The 22,388-nt window shown below is 74.4% G+C and carries 22 protein-coding genes; 10 read left to right on the top strand and 12 right to left on the bottom strand.

Annotated features, from left to right (window positions below; genetic code table 11):
* Positions 1-10 precede the first annotated feature (10 nt).
* From DRV96_RS07680 to DRV96_RS07655, 6 genes are read right to left on the bottom strand one after another with little or no spacing between them, the layout of a single operon-like run.
* Positions 11-1,360: a UDP-glucose dehydrogenase family protein gene (locus DRV96_RS07680; protein WP_119289562.1), complete on the bottom strand. Its 1,350-nt coding sequence runs from the start codon at positions 1,358-1,360 to the stop codon at positions 11-13.
* 54 nt (positions 1,361-1,414) lie between these two features.
* The gene (locus DRV96_RS07675) at positions 1,415-2,122 is read right to left on the bottom strand and encodes a class I SAM-dependent methyltransferase (protein ID WP_119289560.1); all 708 of its coding nucleotides are present in this window, start codon (positions 2,120-2,122) and stop codon (positions 1,415-1,417) included.
* On the bottom strand, positions 2,119-3,141 hold the full coding sequence (locus tag DRV96_RS07670) for a glycosyltransferase family 2 protein (protein WP_119289558.1): 1,023 nt from the start codon (positions 3,139-3,141) through the stop codon (positions 2,119-2,121). Before DRV96_RS07670 ends, DRV96_RS07675 begins: the two co-directional genes overlap by 4 nt.
* A complete protein-coding gene (locus tag DRV96_RS07665; protein ID WP_235823321.1) occupies positions 3,138-4,220 on the bottom strand; it encodes a glycosyltransferase in 1,083 nt (360 codons plus the stop codon). Before DRV96_RS07665 ends, DRV96_RS07670 begins: the two co-directional genes overlap by 4 nt.
* Positions 4,217-4,798 (bottom strand): acyltransferase, encoded by a 582-nt coding sequence (locus DRV96_RS07660; protein ID WP_235823320.1) that lies wholly within the window; start codon positions 4,796-4,798, stop codon positions 4,217-4,219. Before DRV96_RS07660 ends, DRV96_RS07665 begins: the two co-directional genes overlap by 4 nt.
* Positions 4,795-6,081 (bottom strand): MATE family efflux transporter, encoded by a 1,287-nt coding sequence (locus DRV96_RS07655; protein ID WP_119289556.1) that lies wholly within the window; start codon positions 6,079-6,081, stop codon positions 4,795-4,797. The genes DRV96_RS07660 and DRV96_RS07655 overlap by 4 nt, the downstream gene beginning before the upstream one ends.
* A 103-nt stretch (positions 6,082-6,184) precedes the next feature.
* Here DRV96_RS07655 and lysS point away from each other — a divergent pair, with 103 nt between their 5' ends.
* The 3 genes from lysS (at position 6,185) to DRV96_RS07640 (ending at position 8,768) form a co-directional block, all read left to right on the top strand.
* Complete coding sequence (lysS, locus tag DRV96_RS07650) at positions 6,185-7,723, top strand: lysine--tRNA ligase (protein ID WP_119289554.1); 1,539 nt, start codon at positions 6,185-6,187, stop codon at positions 7,721-7,723.
* A 27-nt stretch (positions 7,724-7,750) separates the two neighbouring features.
* Positions 7,751-8,299 (top strand): PNPOx family protein, encoded by a 549-nt coding sequence (locus DRV96_RS07645; protein ID WP_119289552.1) that lies wholly within the window; start codon positions 7,751-7,753, stop codon positions 8,297-8,299.
* Between the two features lie 196 nt (positions 8,300-8,495).
* On the top strand, positions 8,496-8,768 hold the full coding sequence (locus tag DRV96_RS07640; RefSeq protein WP_119289550.1) for a hypothetical protein: 273 nt from the start codon (positions 8,496-8,498) through the stop codon (positions 8,766-8,768).
* On the opposite strand, the gene DRV96_RS07635 is transcribed toward DRV96_RS07640, so the two are convergent.
* The gene (locus DRV96_RS07635) at positions 8,759-9,547 is read right to left on the bottom strand and encodes an enoyl-CoA hydratase (RefSeq protein ID WP_119289548.1); all 789 of its coding nucleotides are present in this window, start codon (positions 9,545-9,547) and stop codon (positions 8,759-8,761) included. The genes DRV96_RS07640 and DRV96_RS07635 overlap by 10 nt on opposite strands.
* Positions 9,548-9,655: 108 nt before the next feature.
* Here DRV96_RS07635 and DRV96_RS07630 point away from each other — a divergent pair, with 108 nt between their 5' ends.
* Positions 9,656-10,153 carry a hypothetical protein gene (locus DRV96_RS07630; RefSeq protein WP_119289546.1) on the top strand — a complete coding sequence of 166 codons (498 nt, stop codon included), beginning with the start codon at positions 9,656-9,658 and terminating at the stop codon, positions 10,151-10,153.
* A gap of 21 nt (positions 10,154-10,174) precedes the next feature.
* Here the strand turns inward: DRV96_RS07630 and DRV96_RS07625 are convergent, their stop codons facing one another.
* The 5 genes from DRV96_RS07625 to DRV96_RS07605 all read right to left on the bottom strand — a co-directional run bounded on the left by DRV96_RS07625 (position 10,175) and on the right by DRV96_RS07605 (position 15,457).
* Positions 10,175-11,344, bottom strand: coding sequence for a DUF3108 domain-containing protein (locus DRV96_RS07625; protein WP_162910979.1), 1,170 nt, complete (start codon positions 11,342-11,344; stop codon positions 10,175-10,177).
* Complete coding sequence (locus DRV96_RS07620; RefSeq protein ID WP_235823319.1) at positions 11,329-13,080, bottom strand: M61 family metallopeptidase; 1,752 nt, start codon at positions 13,078-13,080, stop codon at positions 11,329-11,331. Before DRV96_RS07620 ends, DRV96_RS07625 begins: the two co-directional genes overlap by 16 nt.
* Positions 13,077-13,535, bottom strand: coding sequence for a DUF3429 domain-containing protein (locus tag DRV96_RS07615; protein WP_119289541.1), 459 nt, complete (start codon positions 13,533-13,535; stop codon positions 13,077-13,079). Before DRV96_RS07615 ends, DRV96_RS07620 begins: the two co-directional genes overlap by 4 nt.
* Before the next feature lie 66 nt (positions 13,536-13,601).
* Positions 13,602-14,327 carry a DsbC family protein gene (locus tag DRV96_RS07610; protein WP_119289539.1) on the bottom strand — a complete coding sequence of 242 codons (726 nt, stop codon included), beginning with the start codon at positions 14,325-14,327 and terminating at the stop codon, positions 13,602-13,604.
* 11 nt (positions 14,328-14,338) lie between these two features.
* Positions 14,339-15,457, bottom strand: a complete 1,119-nt coding sequence (locus tag DRV96_RS07605) for an FAD-dependent monooxygenase (RefSeq protein WP_119289537.1) — start codon at positions 15,455-15,457, stop codon at positions 14,339-14,341.
* A 122-nt stretch (positions 15,458-15,579) separates the two neighbouring features.
* Between DRV96_RS07605 and DRV96_RS07600 the strand changes: the two genes are divergently transcribed.
* The 6 genes from DRV96_RS07600 to DRV96_RS07575 are packed head-to-tail and all read left to right on the top strand — an operon-like array spanning position 15,580 to position 22,378.
* Positions 15,580-16,068 (top strand): tellurite resistance TerB family protein, encoded by a 489-nt coding sequence (locus DRV96_RS07600; protein ID WP_119289535.1) that lies wholly within the window; start codon positions 15,580-15,582, stop codon positions 16,066-16,068.
* Positions 16,061-16,483 carry a DUF1810 domain-containing protein gene (locus DRV96_RS07595; protein WP_119289533.1) on the top strand — a complete coding sequence of 141 codons (423 nt, stop codon included), beginning with the start codon at positions 16,061-16,063 and terminating at the stop codon, positions 16,481-16,483. Before DRV96_RS07600 ends, DRV96_RS07595 begins: the two co-directional genes overlap by 8 nt.
* Positions 16,484-16,513: 30 nt before the next feature.
* Positions 16,514-18,013 carry a DUF2868 domain-containing protein gene (locus tag DRV96_RS07590; RefSeq protein WP_119289531.1) on the top strand — a complete coding sequence of 500 codons (1,500 nt, stop codon included), beginning with the start codon at positions 16,514-16,516 and terminating at the stop codon, positions 18,011-18,013.
* A complete protein-coding gene (locus DRV96_RS07585; RefSeq protein WP_119289529.1) occupies positions 18,010-19,512 on the top strand; it encodes a GTPase domain-containing protein in 1,503 nt (500 codons plus the stop codon). The genes DRV96_RS07590 and DRV96_RS07585 overlap by 4 nt, the downstream gene beginning before the upstream one ends.
* Complete coding sequence (gene trkA, locus DRV96_RS07580; protein WP_119289527.1) at positions 19,509-20,909, top strand: Trk system potassium transporter TrkA; 1,401 nt, start codon at positions 19,509-19,511, stop codon at positions 20,907-20,909. The genes DRV96_RS07585 and trkA overlap by 4 nt, the downstream gene beginning before the upstream one ends.
* Complete coding sequence (locus tag DRV96_RS07575; RefSeq protein WP_119289525.1) at positions 20,909-22,378, top strand: TrkH family potassium uptake protein; 1,470 nt, start codon at positions 20,909-20,911, stop codon at positions 22,376-22,378. Before trkA ends, DRV96_RS07575 begins: the two co-directional genes overlap by 1 nt.
* The last annotated feature ends 10 nt before the right edge of the window (positions 22,379-22,388 follow it).

The following is a 22,388-nucleotide window of genomic DNA, read 5'->3' as shown; positions in this document are numbered from 1 at the left end:
CGCGCCGGGGTCACGGCTCGCCGACGCCCTGGCTGCGCGCCGCGCGGCCGATCGCGTGGTATTCGATGCCGAAGCCAGCCATCAGCTCGGGCTCGAACAGGTTGCGTCCGTCGAACACGACCGGCTGCTTGAGCGCTGCACGCATCGCATCGAAGTCGGGGCTGCGGAACTCTTTCCACTCGGTGATGATGACCAGCGCGTCGGCCCCGGCCAGCGCCGCTGCGGCGCTGTCGGCATAGCCCAGGCCGGCGATGTCACCGAACACGCGCTTGGCCTCGCCGATCGCGACCGGGTCGTAGGCGACGACGCGCGCGCCGCGCTCGAGCAGCGCGGCCACCAGCACGCGGCTCGGCGCCTCGCGCATGTCGTCGGTGCCGGGCTTGAACGCCAGCCCCCACAGCGCGAACGTGCGCCCGTCGAGCTTCGGGCCGAAACGGGCGACGATCTTGTCGACGAGCACGTGCTTCTGCCGCTCGTTGGCGCGCTCGACGGCTTCGAGCACCCACAGCGCCTGGCCGTGGTCGGCGGCGGTCTTTAGCAGCGCCTTGACGTCCTTCGGGAAGCACGAGCCGCCGTAGCCGGCGCCGGCGTAGAGGAACTGGTGGCCGATGCGCGGGTCGCTGCCGATGCCCTGGCGCACGCGCTCGATGTCGGCGCCGAGCTTCTCGGCGAGCAGCGCGAGCTCGTTCATGAAGCTGATGCGCGTGGCGAGCATCGCGTTGGCGGCGTATTTCGTGAACTCGGCGCTGCGCACGTCCATCACGAGCAGGCGGTCGCGGCTGCGCACGAACGGCGCGTACAGCGAGCGCATCAGCAGCACGGCGCGCTCGTCGTCGGCGCCGACGACGACGCGGTCGGGGCGCATGAAGTCCTCGACCGCGGCGCCTTCCTTCAGGAACTCGGGGTTGCTGACGACGGCGAACTCGACCTGCACGTCGCGCAGCGCGAGCTCCTCGGCGATCGCGGCACGCACCTTGTCGGCGGTGCCCACCGGCACCGTGCTCTTGTCGACGACGACCTTGTAGTCGGTCATGCGGCGGCCGATCTGGCGCGCCGCCTCGACGACGTAGCGCAGGTCGGCCGAGCCGTCCTCGTCGGGCGGCGTGCCCACGGCGATGAACTGCAGCGTGCCGTGCTGCACGCCGCGGTCGACGTCGGTCGTGAACTCGAGGCGCCGGGCCTGCACGTTGCGCTGCACGACCTCGAGCAGGCCGGGCTCGTGGATCGGCAGCCCGCCCTCGTTGAGGATGCGGATCTTGCGCTCGTCGACGTCGACGCACAGCACGTGGTTGCCCATCTCGGCCAGGCAGGCGCCGGTGACCAGCCCGACGTAACCCGTGCCGACGATCGTGACCTTCATCTCTCGGATCCCTTCAGTGAGCGAGAACGCGCGGCGCGCGGCCCCGATGCGGGGTCAGCACGGCTTGCCGATCCACGCGAGGACGTGGGTGCGCAACCAGGGCAAGGCATTGAACGCGGGGTACAGCGCGGGGTGACCGCGGCAGACGGCGCGCGCCAGCGGGGGGGCCAGCGTCACGCGCCAGGTGCGGATTGTGCCTTGCGGAAAGAGCGCGCGGATGCGCGCCACCGGCACGCCGCGCACGTCGGGGTTGCGCGGGTTGTCGCGCGTGAAGTCGTACCACCAGACGCCGCCGCCCGGCCTGACCCAGCGCCACATCGCGTCGGCCAGGCGCTGCTGGAACGCGTCGTCGAGCAGCGACGAGAACACGGTCGACTGCAGCACCAGGTCCTGGCTGGCCGGCGCGACCGGCGCCTCGCACGCGTCGCCGAGCCACAGTGTCACGGTGGCGGGCAGCCGTTCGCGCGCGGCGGCGTGGCGCTCGGGCAGCAGCTCGAGGCCCGTCAGGTGCTGCGGTGCAAAGCCCAGGCGCAGCAGGTCGAGCAGCTGGCCGCCGCTGCCGCAGCCGACGTCGGTCGCGCGCCGGGTGTCGAGGTCGCGCCAGCCCAGCGCGGCCAGCCAGCGCAGGAACACACGCTCGCGCTCGAGCCGCGACTGCCACACGTCGGGCTGCAGCGGGTGGTAGCGCGGGTCGTCGGCGGCGCGGCGCGCGTAGCGCTCGCGCACGGCGCCGGTCTCGTCGGGCGGGGCGGGGTCGGTCATCGCGTCAGGCGGGCGAAGCGCTCGCGACCGCGCCCGTGGCGCCAGGCGTCCCAGGCGCCGAGCAGCGTCCCGGCGCCGTAGGCCAGATGCTGCGTCGCGATCACGACCGGCAGCCGCGGCAGCAGCGTCCACGACGAGCGCGCCGCCGCATCGACGGCCAGCGCGAGCACCGCCAGCGCGTAGGACAGCGCCAGTGCGGCGAACGGCAGCGCGCCGAGGCCGAGCAGCGCGGCCGCCGCCGAGAGCGCGAGCGCCGCGACGAACGCACCGGGCAGCAGGTGCCGCGCCGACGCCGGCTGGCCGTGCTTGCGCATCACGAACGGCTTCCAGTAGCCGTACTGCAGCCACTGGCGCGCGAACGCGGCCAGCGACTCGCGCGGGCGGTAGGTGCTGCGGATCGCCGGGCTCTGCCACACGCGCCCGCCGCCGCGCACGATGCGCAGGTTGTGCTCGTCGTCCTGGTTGCGCACCAGCGTCTCGTCGAAGCCGCCGAAGCGCTCGAACGTCGCGCGCGGCCAGCAGCCGAGGTAGACGGTGTCGACGGGACCGTCGTGGCTCAGCGAGCGCGAGCGCGCGCCGCCGGCGGCCCAGCGCGACTGGAACGCCGCGGCGATCGCCCGCCCCCACGGCCCCGAGCCCTCGGCGCGCCACGGGCCGCCGACGTTGTCGGCGCCGGTGCGCGCCAGCGTCGCGAGGCACTGCGCGACGTAGTCGTCGGCGTAGCTGGTGTGGACGTCCATGCGCACGACGACGTCGCCGCGCGCGGCGGCCAGCGCGCGGTTCAGCCCGGCGGCGACGATGCGCAGCGGGTTGTCGATCAGCTTCAGCCGCGGGTCGGTGGCCGCGAGCGCGGCGAGCCGCTCGCGCGTGCCGTCGTCGCTCGCGCCGTCGGCGACGATCAGCTCGAGCGCGACGCCGTCGGGCAGCCGCTGCGCGAGCACCGACGCGACGAAGGTGTCGACGTGCGCTGCCTCGTTGCGGCACGGCACGACGACGCTGACCAGGCGCGCCGTGCTCATGCCGCACGCCCCAGCAGCCGCAGGTACAGCGACCACATGCGGTCCATCTGCGCGCGGCGCGACGCGCGCGCCAGCGCGACGGCGCGGTTGTGCGTGCCCATCGCGGCGCAGCGCGCGCGGTCCGCGAGCAGCGCATGCAACGCGTCGGCCAGCGCCACCGAGTCGCCCGCCGGGACGCGCAGCCCGCCGGCATCGTCGACCCACGCGCGGTTGGCCGGCAGGTCCGAGACGACGACGGCGCAGCCGCAGGCCAGGGACTCGAGCAGCGCGACCGACGTCGCGTCGCTGGCCGGCACGCTGACCGACACGTCGGCCGCCTGCAGCGCCGCGACCAGCCCGGCGTCGTCGACGCGGCCGACGAAGCGCGCCACCTCGGCGCCGGGCTCGAGCAGCCCGAGCGCGGCGGCCTGGTCGCGCAGCAGCGGCTCGAGCGCGCCGCCGCCGAGCAGCCGCAGGCGCAGCGCCGCGCCGGGCGCACGCGCGCGCAGCCGCGCGACGGCCTGCAGGATCACGTCGATGTGGTAGTTCGGCAGCCACTGGCGCAGGCTGACGATCGTGAACACGTCGGGATCGCGTGGCCGCGCCGGCGGCACGAAGCGCTCGGTGTCGGCGCCCCACAGGATCTCGTGGCACGGCGCCGTGACGCCGAAGGCGCGCATCGCGTCGAGCAGGTCGGCGCTGTCGCCGGTCAGCAGGTCGGCGCGCCTCAGGATCCAGCCGGTCAGCCAGCGCTTGGCGCGGCTCTCACGCGGCGTGACCAGCAGGTCGCTGCCCCAGGCGGTGATCACGCACGGGCGCACGCCGCAGGCGGCGGCCCACAGGCCGTTGGACGTCACGTAGTGGCCGTGGACGAGGTCGGGCGCGATCGCGCGCGCGACGCGGCGCACCTCGGGCAGCGCGGCGAACCACCCGGCCGCGTCGTCGCCCGGGCGCACCGCGTGCAGCGTCGCGCCGGCCAGCGGCGCCGGGCGGCGCGTGATCACGTGGCACTCGGCGCCGCGCGCGTGCATCTCGCGCACCCAGCGCTGCAGGTGCACGCTGTCGGCGTCGCCGACGAAGAGCAGACGCGGCGCGCTCACGGTGCCGCCAGCGGCCCGGCCCACGCCTCGTAGTGCGCGCGCATCTGCGGGTGCGCGTCGAGCAGCGCGCGGTCGACGGTGCGCGTGTCGCCGACGACGCGCGCCGGCTGCCCCTCGACGATCGCGAAGTCGGGCACCTCGCCGGTGACGTGGCTGTAGGCCTTGACGAGCACGCCCTTGCCGAGCCGCGCGCCGGGGCCGATCACGCTGTGCGGTCCGACGAAGCAGTACGGTCCGAGCACGGTGGCCGCCTGCCGGTAGCCCGGCGGCTGCGGGTGCCCGTAGAACGCGCGCCCGCCGATGCGCAGCGCGTGGTGCGTCGAGTGCGTCAGGATCGACACGTGGTTCGTGACTTGGCAGCCCTCGCCGATCTCGAGGCCACCCGACGCGTCGATCACGTTGAAGTGGCCGATGTAGACGTGGTCGCCGATCGCGAGCCGCTCGCGGCAGCCGATGTCGCTGTGCGTGCTCACGCGCGTGTGCGCGCGCCAGCGGCCGTCGGCGTCGCGCCAGCCGTAGACCATGCGCGGCGCGACGAGGCGGCGCCACGCGGCGGCGAAGGCGTGCTTGAGACTCACGGCGGCGATTGTCGGTCCGCGCGCGCCACCCACGGCGCGTGCCACGGCACGCCGGCCGCGCGTGCAAACTGCACCCAGGCCACCGCGATCGCGAGCGCGTAGCTCAGGCTCGTGCTCGCCGCCGCGCCGTCGAGGCCCCAGCGCGGCACGGCCCACAGGCAGCCCAGCGTGTTGAGCGCGAGCGACAGCGCCGCGATGCGCGCGGCCCACTGCGGCTGGCCGAGGTGGTTCGTGAAGAACGCCGACATCGCCGACGCCGTCGCGTACAGCGCGACACCGGGCAGCAGCAGCGCCAGCGGGCGCAACGCGTCGGCGTAGGCGGCGCCGACGAGCAGCGGCAGCCATGCCCACGCCGCGACCCACAACAGCGGCGCGGCCACCAGCGTGGTGGCCACGCCCCAGCCGGTGGCCTGCAGCGCGACGCGCGCGGCCTGCGCGCGGTCGGGCGCACCGATGCGCCGGTACGCCGCGGTGCTCAGCGCCGCCGACAGCAGCCACAGCAGCTCGGCGAGCTGCACCGCGACGGCGTAGACGCCGGTCGCGTCGAGCCCGCGCACGTGCTCGACGACGAACAGCGGCACGCGGTAGTTCAGCACCGCGACGACGTTGGCGGCGCCCACCGCCGCGACGAAGCGCCACTCGTCGCGCAGCAGCGCGAGCGCCGGCCGCGGGGTCATCCCAGGCGACGGCGGGGCCTCGCGCAGCGACGCCGCGAGGCTGCCCAGGCCGACGAGCACGCGCGACGCGACCCACGCCGAGAGCACCTCGGCCAGCGTGAGCGCACCGTGCCCGTCCCCCCGACTCACTGCGGCCAATCCGAGCGCAGCGAGCACGGCCAGTGGCAGCGCGACCTGCGGGGCGCTGAGCCGCACCATCTGGCCGCGGCCGAGCCACAGGCCGCTCGCCGTCGGCACGACGAGCAGTACCGGAGCGGCCAGCGCGAGCCAGCCGAGCTGCCCGTACGGCGGTTGCGTCGCGATGTGCGATGCCGCAAACAGCGCCACCGCGGTGACCACGCCGACGGCCAGCGCGACGCGCAGCCACGCGCGCAGCAGCGGCGCCGGGTCGTCACCGCGGTGCGAGACGCCACGCGCCAGCGCGAGACCGAAGCCCGAACACAGCGCCAGCAGCGCCGATTCGACGGCGACGAACAGCGTGAATGCGCCCTGCACCTCGGGGCCCTGTCGCGCGACGGCGACGACGACGGCCAGCCCGAGCGCCACCGTCGCGACGCGCGACGCCAGGTGCACGGCGGCGCCCGGGACGAGACCGGCAAGCGACATCGGGCGGCGGGCGTTGCGGGCGGCTGGGGTGGCGACGGGGCGCGATTGTCCACGACCGTGCCGGGGCGCCCGCCTAGAATTCGCGGTCCACCCCGGACCTGCCATGAACGACGACCGCCCCGCGCTGCCCGAGCTGACCCCCGACGAGAACAAGCTCATCGAACAGCGGCGCGAGAAACTGGCCGCGCTGCGCCGCCACGGGCCCGCGTTCCCGAACGACTTCAAGCCCAGTCACGACGCCGCCGACCTGCAGCGCCGCTACGCGCAGGTGCCCAACGACGAGCTCGAGCCGCAGGGCGTGCGCGTGCGCGTGGCCGGCCGCATGATGCTCAAGCGCGTGATGGGCAAGGCCAGCTTCGCGACGCTGCAGGACGGCTCAATGGGCCCGACCGGCGGGCGGCTGCAGCTGTTCGTCAGCCGCGATGGCATCGGCGAACTCGCCTACGAGGACTTCAAGCACTGGGATCTCGGCGACATCGTCGGTGCCGAGGGAGTGCTGTTTCGCACGCGCACCGGCGAGCTCAGCGTCAAGGTCGAGCGGCTGCGCCTGCTCGTCAAGAGCCTGCGGCCGCTGCCGGACAAGTTCCACGGCATGACGGACCCCGAGCAGAAGGTGCGCCAGCGCTACGTCGACCTGATCACCGACGAGCACGCGCGCGCGCGCTTCATCGCGCGCAGCAAGGCGGTGGCGTCGATCCGCAACTTCATGGTCGAGCACGGCTTCCTCGAGGTCGAGACGCCGATGCTGCACCCGATCCCGGGCGGGGCCAACGCGCGCCCGTTCGTCACGCACCACAACGCGCTCGACCAGCCGATGTACCTGCGCATCGCGCCCGAGCTGTACTTGAAGCGCCTGCTCGTGGGCGGCTTCGAGCGCGTGTTCGAGATCAACCGCAACTTCCGCAACGAGGGGATCAGCGTCCGCCACAACCCCGAGTTCACGATGATGGAGTTCTACGCGGCGTACTGGAACCACCGCGACCTGATGGACTTCACCGAACAGCTGCTGCGCCACGCCGCGCGCCAGGCCACCGGCAGCGCCGTCGTCGACTACGCGGGCAAGCCGGTGGACCTCGACGCGCCGTTCCGCCGCCTGACGGTGCGCGACGCACTCGTCGAGTACGCGGGGCTGACGGCGGCCGAGGCGGCCGACGCCGGCGTGCTGCACGCAAAGCTGAAGGCGCTCGGCGAGGAGCCGCCGGCGCACTGGTCGCTCGCCGAGCTGCAGTTCGGCCTCTTCGAGGCCGCGGTCGAGCACCAGCTGTGGCAGCCGACCTTCATCGTCGACTACCCGGTCGAGGTCTCGCCGCTGGCGCGCGCGGCCGACCACGACCCGACGATCACCGAGCGCTTCGAGCTGTTCATCACCGGGCGCGAGATGGCCAACGGCTTCTCGGAGCTCAACGACGCCGAGGACCAGGCGGCGCGCTTCGCCGCGCAGGCCGCGGCGAAGGCAGCCGGCGACGAGGAGGCGATGTACTACGACGCCGACTTCATCCGCGCGCTCGAGTACGGCATGCCGCCGGCCGGCGGCTGCGGCATCGGCATCGACCGCCTCGTGATGCTGCTGACCGACAGCCCGAGCATCCGCGACGTGATCCTCTTCCCGGCGCTGCGGCGCGAGGCGCCCGACGCCGCGTAGCGCGGCGACCACCGGCGCGGGGACGCGATGGGCGAGCGCCTCGAGAACCTGCCCGCGATCGAGCGCAGCTGCTGGCAGCAGCTCGAGCGCGCCGCGGCGCAGCGCGGCCACCCGTGGCGCACGATGGCGCTGGCCACCACCGACGGCGAGGCCGGCCACGTGCGCAGCGTGATCCTGCGCGAGGTCGACGCCGCCGCGCGCTGCCTGGTCTTCTACACCGACGTGCGCTCGCCGAAGGTGGCCCAGATCGTCGCACACCCGCTGGGCACGCTGATGGCGTGGTCGGCCGAGTTCGGCTGGCAGGTGCGGCTGCGCTGCCGCTTCAGCGTCGACCACGGCGGGCTGGCCGCGTCGTCGCGCTGGGCGCGGCTGAAGCTCACGCCGGCGGCGCAGGACTACCTGTCGCCGCTGCCGCCGGGCACTGCGCTTGGCGTCCGCGACGGTCCCGGCGTCGCGCGCGAGGCGTTCGCGCTCGTCGAGGCGCAGGTGCTGGCGATCGACTGGCTCGAACTGCACGCCGACGGTCACCGCCGCGCCGTCTTCGACGACCGCGGCGCGCGCTGGGTGCAGCCCTGAGTGCGCCACCGCATGCCCGCCGGGCGTGACTTCTTGGCGCTGCGGCCCGTGTCTTTTCCCGGCCAACCCTACAGCAGGCTGACGGCTTGACGAAGATCGCGGCCACGCACCGGTTCCCCGCGGCTGCCGCCGGGGTCCGGCGCCGGTTCGTTCCCGCTGCCCCGGCGGGCGTGACGACAGCGACAGGAATTGCGCGATGGCCGTCGATCCGATGCAGCATCCCGTGTTCGAGCGACTGACCTCGCCGGCGCAGGCCTTCGCGCGCCACGCCGTGCTGCACGAACTCGAGCAGCGCGTGCACGACGTGCCCGGCACCGACCCGCTCGTTCGGCGCGTGCGCGCCTGCGTCGAGCGCGGCGTGCCGTACTACGCGCCGGCCGACGCGCACTACCGCCACTGGGCGGCGCACGTCGCCGAGCTGTGGGCCGCGGTCGACGACCGGACCCCGCCGCGGGCCGCTCAGCCGTGACGGAACTTGGGCGCGCGCTTGGCGAGGAAGGCGCCCATGCCTTCCTTCTGGTCCTGCGTCGCGAACAGCGCGTGGAACGCGCGTCGCTCGTAGGCCAGGCCTTCGGCCAGCGGACTTTCAAAGGCGCGGTTGACGCACTCCTTGGCCATCATCACCGCCGGCAGGCCGAAGCCACAGATCGTCGCTGCGGCGGCCAGCGCCTCGTCCATCAGCCTGTCGGCGGGCACGACGCGCGCGACGAGCCCGCTGCGCTCGGCCTCGGCCGCATCCATGAAGCGGCCGGTGAGCACCAGGTCCATCGTCTTGGCCTTGCCGATCGCGCGCGGCAGCCGCTGCGTGCCGCCCGCGCCGGGGATGATGCCGAGCTTGATCTCGGGCTGGCCGAACTTGGCGCTGTCGGCGGCGATGATGAAGTCGCACATCATCGCCAGCTCGCAGCCGCCGCCGAGCGCGTAACCGGCCACCGCGGCGATGACCGGCTTGCGCACGCGCATGATCGTCTCCCAGTTTCGGGTGATCACGTTGCCGCGGTACATGTCGATGAAGTCGAGCTTGGCCCACGCCGAGATGTCGGCGCCGGCGGCGAAGGCCTTCTCGCTGCCGGTCAGCACGATGCAGCCGACGCCGTCGTCGGCGTCGAACGCGAGCAGCGCGGCGCCGAGTTCGTCCATCAGCGCGTCGTTCAGCGCATTGAGCTGTTTCGGACGATGCAGGGTGATGACCGCCGTTTTCAGCGCACCGTCGCCGTGCAGGGTGGTCAGAATGTGTTCGTAGCTCATCGGGATTCCCAGGGGTTCGTGCCCGGCGGCACGCATCCACTATACGTGCCCCGCGCCGCCGGCCGCCGCGCGCGCCGCGGCCATCGTCACTGACCGAGGTACCGCTCGATGCCCACCGTCTACCGCAAGACCGCCAAAGGCCAGGCCGAGATCGCCACGCGCACGCACCGCCTGCCGCCGCGCCTGCGGCAGGCGCTGATCCTCGTCGACGGCAAGCGCAGCGACGACGAGCTCAAGCGCATGTTGCCGCAGGGCGAGGAGGCGCTGCGCGCGCTGATCGACGACGGCTTCGTCGAGCCGGTCGGCGTCACCGCGGTGCCGGTGGCCGCAGCGGCCGCCGCGCCGGCCGCGGCCAGCGTCCCGGCGCCGAAGCCCCAGGCGCCGCTGCCCGCGTTCGGTGACCAGCTCAAGCGCGAGATCGTGCGCAGCCTCAACGACCTGCTCGGTCCGATGGCCGAGGGCCTGGCGCTCAAGGTCGAGCGCGCGCGCAACCCCGACGAACTGCGTGCGATCGTCGAGCAGGCGCATCGCGTGATCCGCGACATGCGCGGTGCCTTCCAGGCCACCGCGTTCGCCGACCGCTTCCTCAGCAGCGAGACGACCTGACCCCGCCGGTCGGCGCGGCGGTCAGCGCGCCGCCTGCTGCGGCAGCCCCGACAGCAGCAGGTCGACGTAGGTCTCGGCGTCCTGGCGGATGTGGATGCGCACCGGCAGGTACTGCAGCGTCGGCGCGATCCAGACCTCGGCGTGCAGGTCGCGCCCCGAGCGCGACGGCGTCTCGCGCGACGGCCGCACGTGCACCGCGGCAACGCCGCCCACCGGCGTGTCGACGCGGTCGTCGCCGACCACCTCGTAGCGCCAGCGCTCGAGCCGGCGCGGCAGCGCCAGCGGGAACTCGACGACCTGCCCCGCGCGCAGCCGCTCGGGCTGCAGCGTGAACAGCCACGTCAGCTGCACGAACTGGCTGGCGGTGTCCTGCATGCCGGGCATCGCCGGCGCCGTGCGCCCGTCGGCCAGCTGCACCGGGTCGGTGTCGAGCCGCAGCGTCCGCTGGCGCGGCGCGCCGAGGCCGACTTGCGTGACCTCGTCGTAGCGGCGCGGGCGCAGGCCGTCGGCGGTCAGCTCGCCGTCGCTGATCATGCGCCGCGACAGCAGTGGCGCGAACGACGGCCCGACCGAGACCTCGAGCAGGACCTGGTAGCGCTCGCCGTCGCGCCGCCACTGCACCTCGGCCTGGCCGTAGACCTCGCCGCGGTACCAGCCGCTGAGCGTGTACTGCAGGCGCGTCGACGGCGGCCACTCGAACGCGCTCGCCGCGGCGTCGCTCGCGGCGGCTTCGGCGGTGGGCGGCATGTCGGGTTGCGCCGTCTGCGCCATGTCCTCCGCGTGTACCGGGTCAGCCTGCACCGGGTCGGCCCGCGCCTGCTCAGCCTGTGCCGCGTCCGCGACCGCCGGCTGCGGGTCCAGCTCGCGCTGTGCCTCGGAGGCGGCTTGCGTCGCCGCGTCGGCCACCGCCGAGGCGGCCGCAGCGGGCGGCGGCGCGGCGGCCGCGCGGGGCTGGCGCCGCGGGCGCGATACGGCGGGCGGGGGCGGCGGGGCGGCCGGCTGCAGCTCGCGCACGAAGCTGACCTCGATCGGCGGCGGCAGCGCGCCGGCGCTGCGGGCGGCGTCGAGCCCGGCCGCCAGCCGCTGCGACACCTCCAGGTGCACCGCCGCGACGGCGGCCAGCAGCAGCGCCGCGGCGGCGCGGCGCCAACGCGAGCGCCGGGGCGCGGTGGCGGTCAGGGGCGCAGCCATGCGCGGCGCAGCGCCACCGCGGCGGCCGGCGCCTGCGCGTCGAGCGTGATCTGCACCGGGCGCGGCGGCTGCGCCGGCCACTGCACGTCGACGCGGCGCACGCGCTGGTCGCGCACCAGCAGCAGTTCGAAGCGCGCCCCCGGCGCGACCCACGCCTGCGCGTCGTCGAGGCGGCGCACGCGCCAGCCGTCGACGGCGATCAGTTCGTCGCCGGCGGCCACGCCGGCGCGCTCGGCGGCGCTGCCGCGCAGCACCGTCTTGACCTGCACGCCGCTGACCGGCCCTTCGCTGACGCGCAGCCCCAGCGCGGCGGCCAGCGCGGGCGCCGACGCCTCGGGCGCCAGCGTCACGCCGAAGCGCGCGAGCAGCGCCGCCAGCGGCAGGTCGTCGGTGCCGTGCACCCAGTGGTGCAGGTCGTCGGCGATCGCGTCGCCGGCCTGCGCGCGCACCGCGTCGACGATGTCGGCTTCGCCAATCGCGCCGCCGCCGCTGCGCTGCCACAGCCGGCGCATCAGGTCGTCGAGGCTGCCGTGGCCGCCGGCGCGCAGCGCCAGGTCGAGCGCGAGCGCGACGAGCGCGCCCTTCGTGTAGTAGCTGACCGTCGCGTTGGGCGTGTTCTCGTCGCAGCGGTAGTACTTGACCCAGGCGTCGAAGCTGGCCTGCGCGACGCTTTGCACCGTGCGCCCCGGCGTGCCGAGCACGCCGTTGACCGTCTTGGCGAGCAGCTTCAGGTAGCGCGCCTCGTCGATCAGCCCGGCGCGCACCAGCACGAGGTCGTCGTAGTACGACGTGAAGCCCTCGAAGAACCACAGCAGCGAGGTGTAGTTCTCGCGCGCGTAGTCCAGGCGCGCGAACTCGGCCGGGCGCAGCCGCTTGACGTTCCAGGTGTGGAAGTACTCGTGGCTGATCAGCCCGAGCAGGTTGACGTAGCCGTCGGCGGGGCCGTTGCCGGACGGGGCGTCCTTGCGCGGCAGGTCGCGCCGCGACGCGATCAGCGCCGTGCTCGCGCGGTGCTCGAGCCCGCCGTAGCCGTCCTCGGTCGCGTGCAGCATGAAGACGTAGCGCGCGAACGGCACGTCGCGCCGGCGCCGGCCGTGCCACAGCGCGATCTGGGCCTCGCAGATTTTCTTCACGTCGGCGAGCAGCCGCTCGCCGTCGAACCCGGGCCACGCGCCGGTGACGACGAACTCGTGCGGCACGCCTGCCGCGTCGAAGCGCCCGTGCCAGAAGCGCCCGAGCGTGAACGGGTGGTCGACGAGCTCGTGGTAGTCCGCGGCGGTCCAGGCGCGGGCCTTGCCCGGCTGCACCGGCATCGCGGTGGCCACCTGCCAGCCGCGCGGCAGCGCGCCCAGCGTCAGTGTGTGCGGCTCGTCCTCGCGCCCCTCGACGCGCAGGCACGCGCTGGTGCCGTTGAAGAAGCCGCGCTCGGCATCGAGGTAGGCCGCGCGCACCGACGTGTCGAACGCGTAGACGAGGTAGGTCACGACGAGCGCGCCGCGCCCGTCGCAGGCGGCTTGCCAGGTCGCCTTGTCGAGCTGCGTCAGCGCCACCGCGCGCGTGCCCTGGCGGGCCTCGAGGGCCGACAGGTGGCGCGCGAACTCGCGCACGAGGTAGCTGCCCGGGATCCACACCGGCAGGCTCAGCCGCTGCAGTGGCGCCGGGCGCGGCACCGTCAGCGTCACGCGCCACAGGTGCGCGTGCGCGTCGGCGATCTCGACGTGGTAGGCGATCGTCACGCGCCCCTCCAGCCACCGGCGGCTGCCGCCGCGGCGGCACAGCACGCCGCGGCCACCGCGCTCAGGTGCAGGCGCAGCGGCAGCCAGCGCTGCAACCCCAGGCGCGGGTAGACGCGGCGGTCGACGGCGTAGCAGACGACGAGCATCGCCGCCAGCAGCGCCAGCGCCGCCGTGCTCGGCAGCAGCAGCGCCGGCCATGCGACCAGCGAGGGCACGACACCCCACGCGAAGCGCGCCGGCTCGTCGCGCACGAAGCCTAGGCCCCAGTGGATGCCACCGAGGAACGAGACGATCACGGCCGCGTACGCCGCCAGCGACGCGGCGCCGGCCGCGCCGATCTCGCCGCCGGCCCATGCCGCCGCAGCGCCGGCGACGAAGGGCAGCAGCCCGGCATAGCCGAGCCAGCGCGACGCCGCGGGCGTCACGGTCGGGGAGCACGAAGGGGTGGCCGCCATGGCGGCGCATTGTGGCCGCAGCGGCGCCGGCGTGCCGGCGCGGCGCACGCAGCCGCCGCGGCGGCGTCAGGACTTGCTGCGCGCGGCGAGCTGCTTCTCGACCTCGGCGGCGGGCAGCGCGCCGGGCGAGCGCGTGCCGTCCTCGTAGACGATGGCCGGCGTGCCCTGGATACGGTGCTTCTGGCCGAGCGCGAGGTTGCGCTGCAGCACCGCGTCGTCGCACTTGCCACTGACCTTCGGCGGCGCGACGCCGTCGATCATCCAGTCGCGCCAGGCCTTCATCGGGTCCTTCGCGCACCAGATCGCGCGCGACTTCTCGGTCGAGTCGGCGCCGAGGATCGGGTACAGGAACGTGTAGATCGTGACGTCCTTGACGTTGACGAGGTCACGCTCGAAGCGCTTGCAGAAGCCGCAGTTCGGGTCCGCGAACACGACGAGCTTGCGCGCGCCGCTGCCCTGCTTGACGACCATCGCGTCCTTCAGCGGCAGCGTCGCGAAGTCGATCGCGGTGAGCTTGTTGATGCGCTCCTCGGTCAGGTTGGTGCGCGTGCGCGTGTCGAAGATCGCGCCCTGCACGACGAAGTCGCCGCGCTCGTCGGTGTAGAGCACGTCGTTGCCGATGCGCACCTCCCACAGCCCGGGCACCGGCGTCTTCGTGACCTCGTCGATCCTGGGCAGCTGCGGCAGCCGCTCGGCGAGGTTCTTGCGGATCACCGCCTCCTGCGCCGAGGCGGTGGCCGCGATCGCGGCGAGCAGCAGCACGGCGCCGAGGCGCGGCAGGGACGGCTTCATCGGGGCTTCCTTCAGGTGGCCAGCGCGCGGGCGGCGAGCCAGCGCTTGAGCGGGGTCAGATGATCCACCAGACCCAGCCCGCGGTTGCGCAGTTCCCTCACGCCGGGCAGGTCGGATGCGAACAAGTGCAGCAATCCGTCGGTCACGAGCGCCATCTCGGCGGTCGGCGCGGCGCGCTCGCGCGCGTAGCGCGCCAGCACGCGCTCGTCGCCGGGCGAGCGCCACGGCTCGCGCTGCGCGAGCACGCGCGCCAGGCACGCGACGTCGCCGAGCCCGAGGTTCAGCCCCTGCCCGGCCAGCGGGTGCACGACGTGCGCCGCATCGCCGACCAGCACCCAGCCGGGGCCGGCCACGCGCTGCGCGCGCCCGAGCATCAGCGGCCAGCCGGCGCGCGCGCCGCCGGCGGCCAGCGTCAGTTCGCCGGCGGCGCCGCCGGTGGCGTTGGACAGCGCGTCCTCGAACGTCGCCGCGTCGGCGGCGAGCAGCTCGCGCGCGCGCTCGTCGGGCAGCGACCACACGAGGCCGTAGCCGTATCCGCGCGCGACGCCGTCGAAGGGCAACAGCGCGAGCACGTCGGGCGCGCGGAACCATTGCCGCGCGACGCCGCCGTGCGGCTGCGAGGCCACCAGCCGCGCCGCGACCGCGGTCTGCCCGTAGCGGTGCGCGACGAAGCCGGCGCCGAGCCGCTCGCGTGCGCGCGAGTGCTTGCCGTCGCACCACGCGTGCAGCGGCGCGTCGACCGCGGCGTCGGCGTCGAGCACGTGCACCCGCGGCGCGAAGCGCACCGCGTCGGCCAGCGTCGCCTCGAGCGCCGCCGCGTCGACGATGTGCGCGAGCTGCTCGACGTGCTGCTGCCATGCCGAGAACTCGAGCGCACCACCGGCCGCGTCGCCGTGGATGCGCATCTCGAGCACGGGGGTCGCGGCGTCGGGCGGCAGCTGCGCCCACACGCGCACGCGCTGCAGCAGCGCGACCGACGCGGCGTTGAGCGCGTAGGTGCGCAAGTCGGGACCGCCGGCGGCCGGTGCCGCGGTCAGCAGTGCGACGTCGAAGCCGCGCGACGCCAGCTCGAGCGCCAGCGCGCGCCCGACGACGCCGGCGCCGTGGATCGCGACGTCGCAACGGAGCATCGCGGCATTGTAGGCAGCGCTTTCGTCCCCCCGGCGGCCCCCGACGCGCCGTCCGGCTGCCGGGGGCAGATGCCGGGGGAAGGGGACAATGACGCGACCTGGATCGCCTGCGGAGTCCGCCGATGCTGCGCACCCTGAAGGACTTGTTCGACGCGCTGCTGCCGCCGCAGGGCGGCACAGCGCCGGCCGACGACGAGCACCCGCTGCAGCTGGCCACGGCGGTGCTGCTCGTCGAGGTGCTGCGCGCCGACGCGCGGTTCGGCGCCGCCGAGCGGCGCGCCGTCGTCGCCGCGCTGAAGGAGAAATTCGCGCTCGCCGACGACGAGGTCGAGCGCCTGCTCGAGCTGGCCGAGCAGGCGGTGCGCGATGCGAGCGACTACTTCCGCTTCACGTCGCGCATCAACGAGGGCTTCGACATGGCGCGCAAGGTGCGCATCATCGAGCTGATGTGGCGCGTGGCCTACGCCGACGGGCGCCTGAGTGCGCACGAGCAGCACGTGATGTGGCGCATCGCCGACTTGCTGCACGTGCCGCACGGCGCGTACGTCCACGCGAAGATGCGCGCGCGCGACGCGATGGCCGCCGGTGGCGCCGAGGGCGGCAATGGCTGACGACCCGTTCGACCTGCAGCGCTTCGTCGACGCGCAGGCGCCGGTGTGGCAGCGCGTCGAGGCCGAGCTCGCCGCCGGCCGCAAGGCGAGCCACTGGATGTGGTTCGTGTTCCCGCAGCTGCGCGGGCTCGGCACGAGCGCGATGGCGCAGCGTTACGGCATCGGCTCGCTGGCCGAGGCGCGCGCCTACGCCGCGCACCCGCTGCTCGGCGCGCGGCTGCGCCGCGCCACCGCACTGATGCTCGCCGTGCCGGGCAAGACGGCGCACGAGATCCTCGGGGCACCCGACGACGTCAAGTTCCGCTCGTCGATGACGCTGTTCGCGCACGCCGTGCCCGACGAGCCGCTATTCCGCGTCGCGCTCGAGCGCTTCTTCGACGGCGCCGAGGACGAGCGCACGCTGCAGCGGCTGTAGCGTCCACGCCAGGCCCTACCATCGCGGCCCATGGACGAGGTCGCTGCCCGCGAAGTGGTGCTCGTGCGCGCGATCGAGCGCGCCGAGCCGGAGCTCGACGGCTGGACCGCGGCCGACCGCGCGTGGGCGACGCGCGTGGCCGCCGAGACGGTCGGCGCGCAGGCCAGCGACGCGGCCTTCGTCGCCGCGCGCGCGCACGCGGCGTTGCAGCGGCTGCTGCCGCGCGACCGGCCCGCGAGCGCGGCGGTGTGGCGCTGGCTGCAGCGCCCGCTGTGGCGCCCCGCGGCGGTGGCCGCGGCCGTTGCGGTGGGGCTGCTGGCCGGTGTCGTCGTCGACCGCGTCGGCGGCAGCCAGCACGTCAACCTGCTCGCGCCGCCGGTGTGGGGGCTGCTGGCGTGGAACCTCGCGGTGTTCGTCGCGTTCGCGTGGCGCGCGCTTGTGGGCCTCGTGCGCCGGCGTGCGCCGGCGCCGGGGCCGATCGCCGCGCTCGTGCGCCGCGCCGTGCAGCGCAGCGCCGACGCCGCCGCACCGCGCGGGCTGGCCGAGCTCGGGCTCGCGCGGCTGTGGCCGGCCTATGCCGCCGACTGGGTGCAGGCCAGCGCGCCGCTGGCGGCCGCGCGCGCCGCCGCGCTGCTGCACGCCGGCGCCGCGGCGCTGGCCGCGGGCCTGATCGCCGGGCTGTACCTGCGCGGGCTGGTGCTCGACTACCGCGCCGGCTGGCAGAGCACCTTCCTCGACCCGGCCGCGGTGCACGCGGTGCTGGCGACGCTGCTCGCGCCGGCGTCGGCGCTGTCGGGCATCGCGCTGCCCGATGTCGCCGGCATCGCCGCGCTGCGCGTCGGCCCCGACGGTGCCGGCGGCGGCCCGGCCGCGCCGTGGATCCACCTCTACGCGTGGACGCTCGCGCTGGCCGTCGTCGTGCCGCGCGCGCTGCTGGCCGCCTTGGCGCTCGCGCGCGCGGCGCGGTGGTCGCGCCGCTTCCCGCTGCCGCTCGACGAGCCCTACTTCCGCCGGATGCTGCGCCCGCGGCGCGACGGCCCGGCGCGCGTCGTCGTGTGGCCGCACGCGCGTGCACCGTCGGCGACGGCCACGCTTGCGCTGCGCGAGGTCTGCGCGCGGCTGTGGGGCGACGCGGTGCAGCTCGACGTGCGCGCGCCGGTGGCGCACGGCGACGAGGACCACGTCGCCGCGCCGCCAGCCGCCGACGCCGCGATCGCGCTGTGCGAGATGGGCGCGACGCCCGAAGCCGAGCAGCACGGCCGGCTGCTGCGCGCGCTGGCCGCCGTGCTGCCGGCCGGCGTGCCGATCGTGCTCGTCGTCGACGAAGGGCCGTTTCGCGCGCGCTTCGCCGGGCTCGACGAGCGCCTCGCGCAGCGGCGCGCGGCGTGGGCCGCGCTGGCGCGCTCGTTCGGCACCGCGGCCGTGTTCGTCGACCTCGAGCAGCCCGACGTGGCCACGGCCGAGCAGCTGCTGCAAGCCGCGCTCGAGCGTCCCGTGCAGCGCGACGCTGCGCTTGCCGCCCTGCCATGAGCGACGCTGCCGGCACGATCACGCTGAGCCTGATCGCGCACACCAACGTCGGCAAGACGACGCTGGCGCGCACGCTGCTCGGCCGCGACATCGGCGAAGTGCGCGACGCGCCGCACGTGACCGAGTTCGCCGAGGTGCACCCGCTGCTGACCACCGACGCCGGCGACGTCCTGCAACTCGCCGACACGCCCGGCTTCGGCGACAGCGTGCGCCTGGCGCGCCGGCTGCGCCAGGCCGACAGCCCGCTCGGCTGGTTCCTCGCCGAGGTGTGGGACCGCTTCAGCGACCGCGCGTTCTGGGCCAGCCAGCAGGCGCTGCGCCACGTGCGCGACACGACCGACGTCGTGCTGTACCTCGTCAACGCGGCCGAGTCGCCCGAGGCGGCCGGCTACGTCGACGCCGAGCTGGAGCTGCTCGGCTGGATCGGCAAGCCGGTGGTCGTGCTGCTCAACCAGCTCGGCGCGCCGCGCGACGCCGCGCACGAGGCGGCCGAGGTCGAGCGCTGGCGGCGCCACCTCGCCGCGCAGCCGCTCGTCACGCGCGTGCTGCCGCTCGACGCGTTCGCGCGCTGCTGGGTGCAGGAGGGCGTGCTGCTGGCCGCCGTCGAGGCGGCGCTGCCGCCGCCGCAGCGCCCGGCGATGGCGCGGCTGCGCGCGGCGTGGCAGGCGCGCCGCGAGGCCACGTTCGACGCCAGCATGCAGGTGCTGGCCGCGGGGCTGGCGCGCATCGCGCTGGCGCGCGTGGCGGTCGGCGAAGGCACGGGGCTGGTCGCGCAGCTGCGCACGCAGGTGCGCGAGCTCGGCAGCCGGCTGCGCACCGGCGGCGAGGCCGGCCCAGTCGCGGTCGCGCAGCAGCAGCTCGCCGAGGCGCTGGACCGCGAGGTGCGCGACGGCACCGCGCGCCTGATCGCGCTGCATGGCCTCGAGGGCGACGCCGAAGGCGAGATCTTGCAGCGCCTGGCCACGCACTACGACGTGCGGCTGCGCGTCGACGAGGGCCAGGCCGCGGTTCTCGGCGGCGTCGTCACCGGCGCGCTCGCGGGCCTGAAGGCCGATCTCGCGAGCGGCGGGCTGACGCTGGGCGGCGGGCTGCTGGCCGGCTCGCTGCTCGGCGCGCTGGGCGCCGCCGGCGCCGCGCGGCTGGCCAACCTCGTGCGCGGCACCGAACGCTCGTGGCTCGGCTGGCGCGCCGAGGTGCTCGACGGCCTCGTCGACGCGTCGCTGCTGCGCTACCTCGCGGTCGCGCACTTCGGCCGCGGGCGTGGCCAGTGGCGCGAAGGCGAGACGCCGCCGCACTGGCCCGCCGCGGTGCGCGAGGCGCTGGCGCCGCAGCGCGAGGCGCTGGCGGCCCTGTGGGCGCAGCGCCCCGAGGGTGACCGCATCGAGCCGTCGCAGGTCGAGGCACTGGCGGCGGCGCTGCAGCCGCTGCTGGCCGCCGCGGCCCGCGATGTCTTGCGGCGGCTGTATCCTGTCGCACTGCAGCAAGAGACCTCGGCGTGAACATCATCATCATCGGCGCCGGCCGCGTCGGCGAGAGCGTGGCCGAGAGCCTGGTGTCGGAGAACAACGACATCACCGTCGTCGACACCGATCCGCAGCGGCTGCACGCGCTGCAGGACCGGCTGGACCTGCGCGGCGTACCCGGCAACGGCATCCAGCCGTCGGTGCTGCGCGAGGCGGGCATCGAGGACTGCGACATGCTGATCGCGTGCGCGCCGATGGACGAGACCAACCTCGTCGTCTGCAAGGTCGCGCACGACCTGTTCAACGTGCCGACGACGATCGCGAGGCTGCGCTCGCCCGAGTTCGTCGGCGACATGCCGCTGCTGAGCAAGGAGTCGGGCTTCGCCGTCGACCAGGTGATCTGCCCCGAGCAGTCGGTCACGGCCTACATCCGCAAGCTCATCGAGTACCCCGAGGCGCTGCAGGTGCTCGAGTTCGCGCACGGCGTCGTCAGCCTGATCGCGGTGCGCGCGGTGGCCGGCGGGCCGCTGGTGCGCCATGCGCTGGCCGAGATCCCGCAGCTCGTGCCCGACACGCCGATGCGCATCGTCGCGATCTACCGCGGCAACGAGCGCGTGCCGGCGGTGGGCAGCGCGCGCATCGAGCCCGACGACGAGGTGTTCGTGCTCGCCGCGACGAAGGACATCCGCCGCGTGCTCGGCGCGCTGCGCCAGATGGACCGCCCGGTGCGCCGCGTGATGATCGCCGGCGGCGGCAAGGTCGGGCTGCGCCTGGCGCGCGAGATCCACGCCAAGCACGAGGTCAAGATCATCGAGACCGACCGCCGCCGCTGCGACTACCTCGCGACCCAGCTGCCCCCGGGCGTGCTCGTGCTCAACGCCGACTCGACCGACGAGGACGTGATGGAGAGCGAGAACGTGCGCGAGATGGACCTGTTCATCGCGATCACGAGCGACGACGAGGACAACATCATGTCGTGCCTGCTCGCCAAGCGCCTGGGCGCGCGGCGCGTGCTGGCGCTGATCAACCGGCGCGCCTACGCCGACCTCGTGCAGGGCACCGCGATCGACATCGCGATCTCGCCGGCGCAGACGGTGATCGGCGAACTGCTCGCGTTCGTGCGCCGTGGCGACGTCGAGGCGGTGCACAGCCTGCGCCGCGGCGCGAGCGAGGCGCTCGAGGCGATCGCGCGCGGCGACCGCCGCACCTCGCGCGTCGTCGGCCGGCGCATCGAGGAACTCGCGCTGCCGCGCGGCGCCGAGATCGGCGCGATCGTGCGCGGCGGTGACGACGAAGGCACCGAGCCCGAGGTCATCATGCCGCACCACGACACGGTGATCCAGGCCAACGACCACGTCATCGTGTTCATGCCGCGCAAGCGCATGGTGCGCGAGGTCGAGAAGCTGTTCCAGGTGGGGGCGACATTCTTCTGATCGAGACGTTGCTGCCGGTCCTGGGGCTGCTCGGGATCATCTTGGCGGTGTTCGGGCTGAGCTTCGCCGTGCCGCTGGGCGTGTCGCTCGCCGTCGGCGACGGCGCGCACCGCGCGTTCGGCGCCGAGATGGTGCTGACGATCGCGGTCGGTGGGGCGCTGTGGGCGCTGGCGCGGGGCTTCCGCCGCGAGCTGCAGGCGCGCGACGGCGTGCTGCTCGTCGTGCTCGCGTGGAGCCTGCTGCCGGTGTTCGCCGCAATCCCGCTGCAGGCCTACTTCGACAGCGTCGGGCGCCCGATCGGCTGGACCGACGCCTACTTCGAAGCCGTCTCCGGCCTGACGACCACCGGCGCGACGGTGCTCTCCGGGCTCGACGACCTGCCCGCGTCGATCAACGTCTGGCGCACGTTCCTGCAGTGGCTCGGCGGGCTCGGCATCCTGATCCTCGCGGTGGCGATCCTGCCGATGCTCGGCGTCGGCGGCAGTCAGCTGTTCCGCGCCGAGGCCGCCGGCCCGCTGAAAGACACCAAGCTGACGCCGCGCATCACCGAGACCGCCAAGGGCCTGTGGACCGTCTACGCGGTGCTGTCGCTGGCGTGCGTGGCCGCGTACTGGGCCGGCGGCATGGAGCCGCTGGACGCGTGGAAGCACATGTTCTCCACCGTCAGTCTCGGCGGCCTGTCGTCGCACGACGCGAGCTTCGCGTATTTCGACTCGCCGCTGCTCGAGGCGATCGCGGTCGTGTTCATGCTCGTGTGCAGCTGCAACTTCGCGGTGTACTTCCTCGCGGTGCGCAAGCGCTCGGTGTGGGTGCCGCTGCGCGACCCCGAGACGCAGGCCACGCTGGCGGTGATGATCGGCAGCGTGCTGCTCGTCACCGCGGTGCTGGTGTGGCGCCACACCTACGACGACGCGCTCACCGCGCTGCGCTACGCGGCGTTCAACGTCGTCTCCGTCGCCTCGACGACCGGCTACGCGACGACCGACTACCTGCAGTGGCCGGTGTTCCCGCCGATCCTGATGCTGCTGCTGTCGGGCATGGCCACCAGCGCTGGCTCGACCGGCTGCGGCATCAAGATGATCCGCGTGCTGCTGCTCGTCAAGCAGACGCGGCGCGAGCTCACGCGGCTGATCCACCCGCGCGCGGTGCGCCCGGTGACCATCGGCGGTGCACCGGTCGGCAACGACGTGATCTTCGCGGTGCTCGGCTACATGCTCGTCTACGGCGTCACATTGATCGGCTTCATCATGCTGCTGCTGCTCAGCGAGATGCCGCTCGACGAGGCGATCGGCGCCGCGGTGGCGTCGGTGCACTGCATGGGCCCGGGGCTGGGCTCGACCGGTCCGGCGGGCAACTACGGCCATCTGACCGACTTCCAGAAGTGGGTGCTGACGCTGGCGATGCTGGTCGGCCGCGTCGAGCTGCTGTCGTTCATGGTCCTGTTCACGCGCCAGTTCTGGCGCAAGTAGCGGCACGGCG

This window comes from Azohydromonas sediminis (genome assembly GCF_003574675.1).
In the GTDB taxonomy this organism is placed as follows: domain Bacteria; phylum Pseudomonadota; class Gammaproteobacteria; order Burkholderiales; family Burkholderiaceae_C; genus Calidifontimicrobium; species Calidifontimicrobium sediminis.
Note: the sequence above shows the minus strand (reverse complement) of the source record. Positions and strands in the feature narration are given on the sequence as shown.

What these genes read in the sequence shown, in the direction of transcription:
- DRV96_RS07600 (WP_119289535.1), top strand. Translation starts at nt 15,580, where the DNA reads ATGCTGCGCACCCTGAAGGACTTGTTCGACGCGCTGCTGCCGCCGCAG.
- DRV96_RS07605 (WP_119289537.1), bottom strand. Translation starts at nt 15,457, where the DNA reads ATGCTCCGTTGCGACGTCGCGATCCACGGCGCCGGCGTCGTCGGGCGC.
- DRV96_RS07675 (WP_119289560.1), bottom strand. Translation starts at nt 2,122, where the DNA reads ATGACCGACCCCGCCCCGCCCGACGAGACCGGCGCCGTGCGCGAGCGC.
- DRV96_RS07610 (WP_119289539.1), bottom strand. Translation starts at nt 14,327, where the DNA reads ATGAAGCCGTCCCTGCCGCGCCTCGGCGCCGTGCTGCTGCTCGCCGCG.
- DRV96_RS07625 (WP_162910979.1), bottom strand. Translation starts at nt 11,344, where the DNA reads ATGGCTGCGCCCCTGACCGCCACCGCGCCCCGGCGCTCGCGTTGGCGC.
- DRV96_RS07680 (WP_119289562.1), bottom strand. Translation starts at nt 1,360, where the DNA reads ATGAAGGTCACGATCGTCGGCACGGGTTACGTCGGGCTGGTCACCGGC.
- lysS (WP_119289554.1), top strand. Translation starts at nt 6,185, where the DNA reads ATGAACGACGACCGCCCCGCGCTGCCCGAGCTGACCCCCGACGAGAAC.
- DRV96_RS07645 (WP_119289552.1), top strand. Translation starts at nt 7,751, where the DNA reads ATGGGCGAGCGCCTCGAGAACCTGCCCGCGATCGAGCGCAGCTGCTGG.
- DRV96_RS07595 (WP_119289533.1), top strand. Translation starts at nt 16,061, where the DNA reads ATGGCTGACGACCCGTTCGACCTGCAGCGCTTCGTCGACGCGCAGGCG.
- DRV96_RS07630 (WP_119289546.1), top strand. Translation starts at nt 9,656, where the DNA reads ATGCCCACCGTCTACCGCAAGACCGCCAAAGGCCAGGCCGAGATCGCC.
- DRV96_RS07585 (WP_119289529.1), top strand. Translation starts at nt 18,010, where the DNA reads ATGAGCGACGCTGCCGGCACGATCACGCTGAGCCTGATCGCGCACACC.
- DRV96_RS07635 (WP_119289548.1), bottom strand. Translation starts at nt 9,547, where the DNA reads ATGAGCTACGAACACATTCTGACCACCCTGCACGGCGACGGTGCGCTG.
- DRV96_RS07655 (WP_119289556.1), bottom strand. Translation starts at nt 6,081, where the DNA reads ATGTCGCTTGCCGGTCTCGTCCCGGGCGCCGCCGTGCACCTGGCGTCG.
- DRV96_RS07615 (WP_119289541.1), bottom strand. Translation starts at nt 13,535, where the DNA reads ATGGCGGCCACCCCTTCGTGCTCCCCGACCGTGACGCCCGCGGCGTCG.
- DRV96_RS07670 (WP_119289558.1), bottom strand. Translation starts at nt 3,141, where the DNA reads ATGAGCACGGCGCGCCTGGTCAGCGTCGTCGTGCCGTGCCGCAACGAG.
- DRV96_RS07590 (WP_119289531.1), top strand. Translation starts at nt 16,514, where the DNA reads ATGGACGAGGTCGCTGCCCGCGAAGTGGTGCTCGTGCGCGCGATCGAG.
- DRV96_RS07640 (WP_119289550.1), top strand. Translation starts at nt 8,496, where the DNA reads ATGGCCGTCGATCCGATGCAGCATCCCGTGTTCGAGCGACTGACCTCG.